The sequence below is a fragment of the Kitasatospora sp. P5_F3 genome, from assembly GCF_054049135.1.
Window position 1 is genome coordinate 11,288 of sequence record NZ_JBFUMY010000066.1, and the last position, 11,712, is coordinate 22,999.

Annotated in this window: 6 protein-coding genes, 1 tRNA gene and 2 pseudogenes; 2 read left to right on the plus strand and 7 right to left on the minus strand. The window is 70.7% G+C overall.

The window, feature by feature from the left end:
- Positions 1 to 3: 3 nt before the first annotated feature.
- Both ACXJMZ_RS29305 and lanKC read right to left on the minus strand, forming a co-directional pair.
- Positions 4 to 1,095 (minus strand): annotated as a pseudogene (locus ACXJMZ_RS29305) (MFS transporter); the annotation flags it as partial.
- Positions 1,092 to 3,830: a class III lanthionine synthetase LanKC gene (gene lanKC, locus ACXJMZ_RS29310; protein ID WP_457033058.1), complete on the minus strand. Its 2,739-nt coding sequence runs from the start codon at positions 3,828 to 3,830 to the stop codon at positions 1,092 to 1,094. The gene lanKC and the pseudogene ACXJMZ_RS29305, both read right to left, overlap by 4 nt.
- 497 nt (positions 3,831 to 4,327) lie before the next feature.
- On the opposite strand from lanKC, the gene ACXJMZ_RS29315 reads away from it, so the two are divergent.
- Entirely contained in the window at positions 4,328 to 4,819 is a 492-nt protein-coding gene (locus ACXJMZ_RS29315) for a GNAT family N-acetyltransferase (protein WP_457033059.1), read from the plus strand.
- A gap of 187 nt (positions 4,820 to 5,006) precedes the next feature.
- Here the strand turns inward: ACXJMZ_RS29315 and ACXJMZ_RS29320 are convergent.
- A tRNA-Gly gene (locus tag ACXJMZ_RS29320) sits at positions 5,007 to 5,080 on the minus strand.
- Positions 5,081 to 5,566: 486 nt separating this feature from the next.
- Here ACXJMZ_RS29320 and dcd point away from each other — a divergent pair.
- The gene (dcd, locus tag ACXJMZ_RS29325) at positions 5,567 to 6,142 is read left to right on the plus strand and encodes a dCTP deaminase (protein WP_457033060.1); all 576 of its coding nucleotides are present in this window, start codon (positions 5,567 to 5,569) and stop codon (positions 6,140 to 6,142) included.
- Positions 6,143 to 6,206: 64 nt separating this feature from the next.
- Here dcd and ACXJMZ_RS29330 read toward each other — a convergent pair whose 3' ends face one another.
- From ACXJMZ_RS29330 to ACXJMZ_RS29345, 4 genes and pseudogenes are all read right to left on the minus strand, one after another.
- Entirely contained in the window at positions 6,207 to 7,097 is an 891-nt protein-coding gene (locus ACXJMZ_RS29330; protein ID WP_057230230.1) for an alanyl-tRNA editing protein, read from the minus strand.
- A 26-nt stretch (positions 7,098 to 7,123) separates the two neighbouring features.
- Positions 7,124 to 7,990: a Yip1 family protein gene (locus ACXJMZ_RS29335; RefSeq protein WP_457033061.1), complete on the minus strand. Its 867-nt coding sequence runs from the start codon at positions 7,988 to 7,990 to the stop codon at positions 7,124 to 7,126.
- A gap of 104 nt (positions 7,991 to 8,094) precedes the next feature.
- The gene (manB, locus tag ACXJMZ_RS29340; RefSeq protein WP_457033084.1) at positions 8,095 to 9,240 is read right to left on the minus strand and encodes a mannose-1-phosphate guanylyltransferase; all 1,146 of its coding nucleotides are present in this window, start codon (positions 9,238 to 9,240) and stop codon (positions 8,095 to 8,097) included.
- A gap of 84 nt (positions 9,241 to 9,324) precedes the next feature.
- A pseudogene (locus tag ACXJMZ_RS29345) lies at positions 9,325 to 11,529 on the minus strand ((Fe-S)-binding protein); the annotation flags it as partial.
- Between the last annotated feature and the right edge of the window lie 183 nt (positions 11,530 to 11,712).

Here is an 11,712-nt window from a genome sequence, read left to right on the forward strand (position 1 = left end):
CGGCTGGAGCGAACCGCCGACGAAGGAAGCGGCACCGCTCACCCGCCCGTACACGTCCTGATCCACCGTCAACAGTGTCGTGGTGCTGATCGCCGCGCCCGCCACCGGCCCGGCGAACAGCACCACGGCCAAGCCGACACCGAGCGCGACCGGCCCGCCCACCAGGGCTGCGGCCGTGACGGCCAGCAGCCGGACGAGGCAGACGGCCAGCAGCAGCTGGTACAGCCCCGACCGCCGCAGCGCCCAAGGGGCCAGCATCGACCCCGTCAGCCCGGCCGCCGCCGCCACGCTCAACGACAGGCCGACGCCGCCACCACCCGCCTCCGGGCGCAGCAGCAGGACGAACAGCAGCATCGAGACAGCGAGGTTCGTCACCACGCCGTACCCGACGGTGGCGCGCAGGAACGGGGTGTTCCGCAGCACGGACAACCCGCGCCACACCCCCGTCCAGGAACGCCGTCCGGACGTCCCCGCCTCTCCGGTGCCTTCCGCGGCGCCCGGCACGGGCCCCGGCGGCAGACCGTGGACCGCGGCGAACGACACGGCGTACGAGAGCGCGTTCGCCGCGAACGGCACCGCCCGGCCGAGCGAGAAGAGCAGGCCGCCGAGCACCGGGCCCAGGATGCTCGCGGAGTAGCCGCGGACCTGGTTGGCCGCCACCGCTTCCGGGAGCCCGGCGGCGGGCACGACGGCCCGGAGCATCTTGGCCGCCGCCGGGTTGAAGGCCATCGCGGCCGAACCCTGCACGACCATGACCGGTACCAGCAGCCAGAGCGGCGCCGTCCCCAGCCAGACCGCCACCGTCACAAGGACGGTGAGGGCCAGGCGGATCGCGTCACAGGCCAGCATCAGGCGGCGTGGACGGACCCGGTCGGCCACCTGCCCGGCCGGCATCGCGGCCAGCCAGGTGGTCAGGAAGCCGACCGTGCCGAGCAGACCCGCCGCCTCGGCGGATCCGGTGACGGCGATCACCATGAGCGGCATCGCCACGGTGACGACCGAGCTGCCGAGATCGGAGGTGAACTGCCCGATCCACATCCGCCGGAAGGCCGGATTGGCACCGAGCACGGCCAGCCGACGGCCCGGCAGGCTCATGGCAGCAGCTCGTCGAGGGTGAAGACGTTGTTGGTCCGGCCGTGCGGACGGGCCCGGCGCAGCCGGTCGAGGAAGAGCCCGACGCCGATCGAGCCGGTGGCCAGGTCCACCGTCTCGCGCAGCGCCTGCTCACCTGGGAAGACCACCCCCTCGGGCCGGTCGATCCGGCTCAGCAGTACTCCCGCCGCAGTGCGCCCGGCCTCGGCGAACCACCGTTCCTCGCCCAGGAATTCACCCGCGTCGAGCAGCAACTGGCCAATCCCGGCCAGGCCGTGGAAGAACTGCGGCAGGACGGCGTACTTCGCCACGACGCTCTCCACCAGTTGAGGGACGAGCTCGGCCAGCTCCGGGTCCGGGAAGACCGCCAGCCAGCGCAGTGCCACCGTCGCCACCCCGGCCGTGCCCTCGTCCCAGTAGGTCCGCAGCACCCGGTCGTGCGCCAGCTCCTCCCCGGACCGCCCGGTCCGCCGGAAGGCCCACCGGCCCCCGGTCAGCTCACGCTGGGCGAGCTCGAACTCCAGAGCCTCCCGGCCGAGTTCGCGCCAGCGCCGGTCACCGGTGGCGAGGTGCAGGTGGAGCAGGAATAGCGAGGGCCCGCTGCCGCCGTACCCGTAACCGACCCTGACCACGCCCGATCCGTCCTCCCCGTCCGCCGCGTCCGGCTCCGGCCAGCGCACCCCGTGTTCGTCCCGCACCGCCGAGGCGGCCAGCGCCTCCCCGGCCGCGACGGCGTCCGCCAGGTACCGGGCGTCGCCCTGACGGTGCCGGATCCGCAGTGCGGCCAGACCGTAACCGGCCGCGCCGTACAGCAGGTTGTGGGTGGCGAAGCGCAACGGGTGGGCCCGGGCGCGCTCCATCAGGGCCGCGGCAGCCTCCGGCCGGCCGAGCTCGTCCAGCACCCAGGCGATACCGCTCTGCCCAAGGAAGAGACCGGGCGGATACTTCTCGGAGTTGACGTCCCGGGCGAGCGCCCAGGAGAGCAGCCTCGGCGGCACCGAGCCGCGCAACGCGTGCAGTCCGTGCAGCACCCCCGCCGCCCCGTAGGCCACCGAGATCGGGTTGGTCTCGAAGACCATCGGGTGCGCCGGGAAGAGCCGGTCCGTCCGCTGCTGGTCGGCCGTGGTCTCCGCGTACCGGGCGATGCCGTCCAGCACCTCGCCGAGCCCCGCGTCATCGAGGCCGGGCACCACCTCGGCACCGGTACCGCGCCCGATGGCGGGCAGTGCGAGCGGCACCGGTGCGAGCCATGACTCGTCGAAGGGCAGCGCGTCGATCCGCTTGACCACCTCGGCGCCGCTCAGCGCACCCTCCTCGGCCGTCTCGTCCATCAGGTCCTCGATCAGCTCGACCAGGTCGGCGGGGAGCGCGAGATCCGCGGCCAGCTCGCGCAGGAAACGCGGCAGGGCCGGTCGGTGGAAGCCGATGGTGTTGTTCACCACCATCAGCGAGCTGAGGATGATCGCTCCGACGGTGTGCCAGTCGTGCGCGCGGTCGTACCGTCCGGTGGCGACCATCCGAGGGCTCGCCAACCCGACGGTGTGCACCCCGAGATGGACGTCCTCCCCCTCCTGGACGGCCGTCTCCAGGTCGATGATCCTGATCGACTCGCCCCCGGGCTGGACGATGACGTTCGTGTAGGAGAGGTCACCGAGCAGGATGCCGCGCTGGTGCGCCAGGTCCACGGCGGTGGCGATCTGCCGCCAGAGCGGACGCAGCATCAGGTAGTACGCCTTGACCGCGTCCGGGCCCAACTCGCCCGTGACGAGCGGGTTGTTCATGATGCAGTGCCGGCCGAAGTGGTTGCCCTCGACCTTCTCCTCGACCAGAAAGGTGTGCTCCCACTCGTGCAGCAAGGCCAACGGCCGGACGAAGAGCCCGGTGTCGGCCAACTCGGTGAGCAAACGGTGCTCCTTGGCCAGGAGTTCGTCGCACGGCACCCCGGGGCGCCCGCTGGTGACGCCGGGCCGGGCCTCCTTGAGCACCACCTCGGCGCCGGTCACGGTGTCGGTGGCCCGGTAGACCCCGCCCCGGTTGTTGAACATCAGGGCGCTCTGGGGAAGGTACCGCCCGCCGAGCAGCCCGCCGTCCTCCTCGGGTTCGGGCGGGAAGGGGTCCTGCACCCAGTCCGGCTTCTCGTACCAGGGGCGGCGGTAGTCCGGCACCAGGGTGCCGTCCGGTCGGGCGATCTGCAGATCGGAGACACCGTCGGGGCGCAGCTGCTTGATCGCTGCGAAACCGCCGTACCGGTAGTAGACGGCCTTCGAACCGGGCCAACGCCGGTCGGTGAGGACGTAGGGCCCGGTCCGGCCCTCCAGTGCGGCGGCCAACTCGGCGCCCACCGCCCGGAACTGGTCCTCGTCCACCGGGTAGACGGTGACGAACTTGCCGCTGGCGGTCCGGGAGAATCCCTTGCCGCTCCCCCGGTCCGCCGAGTGCGGGTCGATCTGGAACTTGAACGGCACCTTGGACGCGCAGAGCACCGGCAGTGCGAGGCGGAGGATCTCGGTGCTCTCGCCCTCCAGAGCCGTGACGTGCAACTTCCACCCCTGGCGCGGAGTGGTGACGCCGGGCGGGGCGGCCATGAACCAGGTACCCCGGCGCGAGGTCTGCCAGCCGTCGCCCGCGGCGGCGCGGAAGACCGCCAGGTGCTCGTCGGTCGGCACGTGGCGGGCGGAGATCTCGTACCAGCGCGGGTGGACCGAGACGTAGTGCTGGAGAGCTTCCCAGGAGAGCATGGCGTAGGGCTCCGTTCTGAACTGTGGCTTCTGGTCTGCCGGTTGCCGATCGGGCACGGAGACGGAACAAGTCGCCGCCCGGTTCACACAGCGCTCCGGGCGGCGACTCGTCAGGCGGAATGTCAGCAGCTGTGGCTGTCGCAGCTGCTCAGGCTGATCGCGTCGTCATCGAGGCGCTCGACGCCATCGGCCGAGTCCAGCTTCTGCAGGTCGAGGATCTTCGCCATGCCAGTCACATCCTTCTCTTCGTTTTCGGCCGGCTGTTCCGGCCGACGAGAGTTACGAAACACCGACCCGCTCAGAGGCCACTCAGAACCGGCTGAGAGCCCCCGGCCTCCTCGACCAACCAGCCCTGAGACACGACAGGCCCGACTCGGGGATCACGTCCCTGAGTTGAGCCTTTGTAGGCCGTAGGTCAGCGTCTGGCCGACACTGTTGCCGTGACTCTTCGATCGACTGATCCGACAGCCCGGCACCACTCTTCTGACCTCGGCACCGTGCGGCGCTTCGCCGAGGGAGACTCGGTGGAGGAGCTGACCCGCCTGCTGCATCGCGCCTACGCCGATCACGCCGCCGCCGGGCGGGTGTTCTTCGCCTCGTACCAGTCCGCGCAGGACACGGCCTACCGCCTGGGCAAGGGTGAGTGCTGGGTGGCGTTCCAAGGGGGCGCCATCGTGGCGACGGTGACGGTGGCGGCTCCGTTCCCGGCCCCAGAGGGGTACCCGGCTCCGGCGGGCGCGGGGTCGTTCTGGCAGCTGGCGGTGGAGCCGTCGCAGCGGGGCACCGGGCTGGGGCAGCAGCTGCTGACGCTCGCGGAGGAACGGATTGCCGCGTCGGGTTCCGGACAGGTTGTGATCGACACGTCGTCCCAGGCGACCGAGCTGGTCGGCTGGTACCGCCGACGCGGCTACGTGCTGGCGGGCACGTGGCGGTGGGACGTCACCAACTACGACAGCGTCGTCCTGGTGAAAGACCTGGTGGCGCGCTGATCGTGTCGGCGGGAGGCCCGCTACGAGCGGCGACTCCGCACGGGGTCACCGCTTGCAACATGCTCATGCGCCTGGGGCGTCTACTGGTGGCCCGGATGGGCACGCAGGGGGCACGGGGTCGAAAACGACTCGGGAAACACGAAAGGCCCGGCTCGGGGATCATGCCCCTGAGCTGGGCCTTTACTGCTGGAGCGGGCGACGAGAATCGAACTCGCGCTATAAGCTTGGGAAGCTCATGTTCTACCATTAAACTACGCCCGCACTGACGAGCCGTCAGTGACTGCTCGATCGTCTGACACTCTACCCCATCCACAGGTTGACCTGGGCCGGGTGGCGAGGGGCGGCGAGTTGGGGCGGTGAATGTCCGGTAGATCCCCTAATGTGACGCTGGCTCAGGGTGTTTGTGGCCCCTGGGGCGTGGTGGCGTCATCAGGTTTGGGAAGGGGATCGTGATGGAGCAGCGTACCGTCGTCCGTTGTGCCGAGGGACACCTGTTCAGTACTTCGACGTTTCCGATGCAGACTCTCGGGGCGGCGCGGCTGGGGCCGGGGCGGTTGATCCGGTGTCCGCAGTGCGGGCGGTTGCGGAGCTCGGTGCCGGCGGATGTGAGTGAGTTGTCGGGAGCGCAGTTGTCGCGGGCGCTGCGGCTGGAGGCGGCGGAGTTCCTGGCCTGAGCAGCGGATGAACCGCGACCATGCCCCGGACGGGATTCGTCCGGGGCATGGTCATGCACGTACCCTCGGGGGCGTGCTGCTCTCTGACAAGGACATTCGAAGCGAGATCGACAAGGGCCGGGTCACGATCGACCCGTTCGACCCTGCGATGGTTCAGCCGTCGAGTATCGACGTCCGGCTGGACCGTTTCTTCCGGGTGTTCGAGAACCACCGGTACCCGTTCATCGACCCGTCGCAGGAGCAGTCGGACCTGACCCGGCTGGTCGAGCCGGAGGGTGACGAGGCGTTCATCCTGCACCCGGGTGAGTTCGTGCTGGCGTCGACCTACGAGACGGTCACGCTGCCGGACGACATCGCCTCACGGTTGGAGGGGAAGTCGAGCCTGGGGCGGCTGGGCCTGCTGACGCACTCGACGGCGGGGTTCATCGACCCGGGGTTCAGCGGTCACGTCACGCTGGAGCTGTCGAACGTGGCGACGCTGCCGATCAAGCTGTACCCGGGGATGAAGATCGGTCAGCTCTGCCTGTTCCGGCTGTCCTCGCCGGCCGAGTTCCCGTACGGCTCGGAGCGGTACGGCTCGCGGTACATGGGCCAGCGCGGCCCGACGGCTTCGCGTTCGCACCTGAACTTCCACCGCTCGGACGTGTAGCGAGCGAGACGAAGGGGGCCGGTCCGGCGGACCGGCCCCCTTCGCATGCCCGGGCCGGCTTGGGTCAGGCCCGCTTCGGGCGGGTCACCGCGACCAGCTCGCTGCCGTCCTCGGAGAGGGTCAACTCGGTGCGGAGCTCGGCCAGTTCGCCGAGGTGGTGCAGGTGGGTGCCGCCGCAGGCGATGGCGGCGGAGCCGGCCGGGAGTTCACAGTGCCACTGCCGGCGGGCGGTGAGCTCGGGGCCCGGCACCTCGATCCGGACCGGGGCGTCGGCGGCGACCCAGGCGGCGAGCTGGGCGTTGACCGCCTCGGTGAGGGCGGGGAGGGCGTCGGCCAGGGCCGGGTACTCCTCGGTGGCCTCGGCGGTGAAGCCCTTCTTGCGGAGCGACTTGCCGAGCCGGTAGGTGTCGGTGCTGGCCTCGGTGTCCATCACCGAGGAGGCCATCGCCAGGCTGTCGAAGTCGGGGCTGCCGAAGGCGTCGGAGCGGCCCGGGTCCTTGCGCCAGCGCGGCGCGAGCGCGGCGTTCAGGGCCAGCGCGAGCAGGTGGCAGCCGCTGTGCGCGGCGGAGAGCAGCGACCGGCGCTCGGCGTCCACGGCCAGCGCGGCGGTCCGGCCGACCACCGCGCCCGGGTCGGCGGCCAGCACGTGCAGCACCAGCCAGGACCACTCCTCGTCGCCCCGCCGGACCGGGATGTCGGCGCCGACCTGGAACTCCCCGGCCGGGCCGTACGCGCCGGTCAGGCAGTCGACCACCGGGTGCGCGACGGAGTCCACGGTGAGGGTGCCGAGGTCGGCGGGCTGGTCGGGCCAGGTGTGGTCGAGCGGGTGGAACGGGGTCGCCTCGGTGACCACCGCGTACCGGCCGTCGGCGAGCGGGTGGACGGCGAGCACGGGCGACTCGCCGGTCACCGCCCCGGCGGGGAAGCTGACGTGGGTGGTGGGGAGGGTGGTCATGCGGGAGCTCCGTACGAAGAGATGGTTCAGCCGAGCGTGGGGAGCTTGATCAGCACCAGCAGGGCGAGCAGTTGCAGGGCGGCGGCGCCGGCCGCCTTGCCCCAGGGCAGGTCGTGCACCCGGCGCACCATGGTGGTCAGCAGCACGGCGCAGATCAGCCAGGTGGCCCAGCCGAGCACCTGCACCACGATGTTGTCGGCGGGCAGGAAGAGGGCCAGCAGCAGCCGGGGGACGTCGCTGGTCCAGCCGATGATGACGGCCAGGCCGACGGTGGACTGCCAGGGGCCGTCGCCGCCGAGCTGGCGGGCCAGCCCGTAGGTGACCGCGCCGAGCATCGCCCCGGCCAGCGTGAAGCCGACCGCCGCACCGGCGATCGCGGTCAGCGCGACGGTGAAGGTGGAGTTGACCACCTCGTCCTTGGTCAGGCCGATGCCGAGCACCGCGAGCACACCGTAGGCCAGCGAGACGGTGAGCGCGGGCAGCCAGACCTGGTGGTCGCGCATCCGGTCGAAGGTCGCGGACGGGGCCCGGTAGATGCCGGTCAGCAGCTCCTTCCAGGGCAGCCGGGGGCCGCCCTGGTGCGGGGTGGACTGGCCGCCGGCCCGGTACACCGCGACGTTGTCCTGCCCACCGGGGTACTCGGGGGTGCTGGAGTAGTACTGCTCGTCCTCGACCGTGAAGGCCCGGGTGTGTCCGGGCTGGTCGGGGTCGTACCCACTGGGAGCCCCCGGAGCCCCGGGGTCGTAGCCCGGGTGGGGTGCGGTGAAGTACTCCGGCTCCCCCACCGGCCCGCCCCCGGGGTACTGCTGCGGGTCCTGCCCACCGGGCGCCGCTGCCCACCCCTGTCGGGGGTCGGCGGCGCCCTCGCCGTTGTCGTATCCGTTGCCAGCCACGACTCGAAGGTACCCGTTCGAGCTGACCCGGCGTCGGTTGATCATGGCTTCGGCGCGGGATTGCAGCATTGCTGTGACCCCGTCACAAGCAGGGCCGGGCGAGCTCAGCGCGCGGCGACCGAGCGGGCGTGCACGAGAGCCGCCGAGGTCTCCCCCGCCGGGCAGCCGCCCGGGCCCGCGGTGGTGCGGACGGCACCGACCGGGAGCAGGACGCCGCAGGCGATCCGGATGCCGCTGGGCAGTTCGTTGTCGGACTCGACGGTGGCGCCGTCGCCGATCACCGCGCCGTCCAGCGAGCTGCGCGCCCCCACGGTGGCGAACGCGCCGACGATCGAGTCCTTCACGTACGCGTCCGGGCCGATCACCGCGCCGGGCAGGATCACGCTGCCCTCGACGATCGCGCCGGCCTCGACCACCGCGCCCTCGGAGACCACGGTGCCTGAGCTGAGTACGGCGGCCGGGTCCACCGTGGCGCCCGGCAGCAGCAGCGCCTCGCCGGTCGGTCCGGGCACCGCCGGGGAGTCGACCAGGCCGAGCACCAGGTCGGCCGAGCCGCGAACGAAGGCGCCGGGAGTGCCGAGGTCGAGCCAGTACGAGGTGTCGACCACGCCGCGGACCAGCGCGCCGGTCTCCAGCAGCTCGGGGAAGGTCTCGCGCTCGACCGAGACCTCGCGGCCGGCCGGGATGCGGTCGATCACCGAGCGGGTGAAGACGTAGCAGCCGGCGTTGATCTGGTCGGTGACGATCTGCTCGGGAGTCTCCGGCTTCTCCAGGAACTCCAGCACCCGCCCGTGCGCGTCGGTCGGCACCAGGCCGAAGGCGCGCGGGTCCTCGACCCGGGTCAGGTGCAGCGTGACGTCCGCCCCGGCGGCGACGTGGCCGTCCCGGAGCGAGGCGATGTCGAGGCCGGAGAGGATGTCGCCGTTGAAGACCAGCACCGGCTCGTCCGGGCCGCAGGTCAGGCCGGAGGCGGCGTTGCGGATCGCACCGCCGGTGCCCAGCGGCACCTCCTCGGTCAGGTAGACCAGCTCGATGCCGTACGGGCTGCCGTCCTGGAAGTGGTCCTCGAAGACCTCGGCCAGGTACGAGGTGGCCAGCACCACCCGGGTCACCCCGGCAGCGGCGGCCCTGGCCAGCTGGTGCGCGATGAACGGGACACCGGCCACCGGCAGCATCGGCTTCGGGGTGTGGGTGGTCAACGGGCGCAGCCTCGTGCCCTTGCCACCGACCAGCATGATCGCCTCGGTCATGGTCCGCGCCTCTCCCCTTGCCCCAATGCCGTCACCGGCCGTTCCGGGGCGACTTACCTGCCCTGCCGTGCGGGCCCGCACGGCCTCGACCGGCTCCGGTTCGGCCGGCAGCGCCTTCACGGAATCGAGCAGCAGCTGGGCCACGTCGACCACCTTGAGGTGCTCCTTGGCCGCGCCCTCGTTCTTCTTGCCGTTCACCGAGTCGGAGAGCATGACCAGACAGAACGGGCAGGCGGTGGAGACGATGTCCGGGTTGAGCGACAGCGCCTCGTCCACCCGCTCGGTGTTGATCCGCTTGCCGATCCGCTCCTCCATCCACATCCGCGCACCGCCGGCGCCGCAGCAGAAACCGCGCTCCTTGTGCCGGTGCATCTCCTGCTGGCGCAGACCGGGGACCTTGTCCATGATCTCGCGCGGCGGGCTGTAGACCTTGTTGTGGCGGCCCAGGTAGCAGGGGTCGTGATAGGTGATCAGACCCTCGACCGGGTTGACCGGGAGGAGCTTGCCCTCGTCGATCAGGTGCTGCAGCAGCTGGGTGTGGTGGATCACCTCGAAGTGCCCGCCGAGCTGCGGGTACTCGTTGGCGATGGTGTTGAAGCAGTGCGGGCAGGTGGCCACGATCCGCTTGGTCGGGGCGTCCTCCAGCGCGGCGTTCAGGGTCTCGACGTTCTGCGCGCCGAGCATCTGGAACAGGAACTCGTTGCCGAGGCGGCGCGGGGAGTCGCCGGAGCAGGTCTCCTCCTTGCCGAGGATGGCGAACTTCACGCCCGCGGTGTGCAGCAGCTCGGCGAAGGCCTTGGTGGTCTTCTTGGCCCGGTCCTCCAGGGCCCCGGCGCAGCCGACCCAGTAGAGGTACTCGACCTCGGCCGGGTCGATGTCCTCACCGATCACCGGCACCTCGATGCCGGTCTCCTTCTTGAGCTCCTTGACCCAGTCGAGCCGGGCCTTGGTGGCCATGCCCCACGGGTTGCCCTTGTTCTCCAGGTTCTTGAGCATCGTCCCGGCCTCGGTCGGGAAGGAGCTCTCGATCATCACCTGGTAGCGGCGCATGTCGACGATGTGGTCGATGTGCTCGATGTCCACCGGGCACTGCTCGACGCAGGCGCCGCAGGTGGTGCAGGACCAGAGCACGTCGGGGTCGATGACCCCGTTCTCCTCGGCGGTGCCGATCAGCGGGCGCTCGGCCTCGGCCAGCGCGGCGGCCGGCACGTCGGCCAGCTGCTCGGGGGTGCCGATCTCGTTGCCCTCGGCGTCCTTGCCGCCACCGGCCAGCAGGTACGGCGCCTTGGCGAAGGCGTGCTCCCGGAGGCTCATGATCAGCAGCTTCGGGGAGAGCGGCTTGCCGGTGTTCCAGGCCGGGCACTGCGACTGGCAGCGGCCGCACTCGGTACAGGTGGAGAAGTCGAGGATGCCCTTCCAGGCGAAGTGCTCGACCTGGGAGACACCGAAGTTGGCGTCCTCGGCCGGGTCCTCGAAGTCGATCGGCTGCCCGCCGCTGGTCATCGGACGGAGCGCGCCGAGGGCGACGTCGCCGTCCTCCTCGCGCTTGAAGTAGATGTTGAAGAACGCCAGGAAGCGGTGCCAGGCCACACCCATCGAGGGGTTGATGCCGATGGTGGCCGCCCACGCGAACGAGATGCAGATCTTCAGCATCGCGAACAGGTAGATCAGGTTCTCCAGCGTGGCGGTCGACAGGCCCCGGAAGGCCGCCACCAGCGGGTACGAGATCAGGTACGCCGCCTCGTAGCTCTCGACGCCCGCCAGCGCGCCCTCCAGGCCGCGCAGGATCATGATGCAGAGGCCGATGCCGAGGATCGTGTACTCGACGTAGAACGCCTGCCAGGCGATCGAGCCGGCGAACCGGGACTTCCGCCCGGCCCGGCCCGGCAGGCTGAGCAGGCGGATCACGATCAGGGTGGCGATGCCCAGCGTGGTCAGCGTGCCGACCAGCTCGGTGAAGATCTCGAACGGCAGCCAGTGCCCGATCACCGGGATGACCCACTCGGCGTCGAAGAGCTGGCCGAAGGCGGTCACCAGGGTGCTGACCAGGGTGAAGAAGCCGACTGCGACGAACCAGTGCGCGACGCCGACGACGCCCCACTTGTTCATCCGGGTGTGGCCGAGGAACTCGACGGCGACCGTCTTCGTCCTCTGCACCGGGTTGGCGGTACGGGTGGAGTCCGGCGCACCGGTCTTCACCACCCGATAGATGTACGCGGCCGCGCGGGCGGCGAGCGCGGTGCCGATCACAGTGGTGACCAGCGAGATGACGATCGCTGCTAGCTGCATCGGCTCTCCGTCTCCAGCGGCTGGGTGTAGCGGGCTCCCCTGAGTGTACTCATCAGTAACTTTGAGAGCTGACGCGCCGGAGACTACCGCGCGTTAACACCCGTGCAGAAGATGCTCAAGGTATGGCGGCAGTCACTAACGGCAGACTCACCCGTCCGGACCAGCCCTGCGGATAAGCGCGCA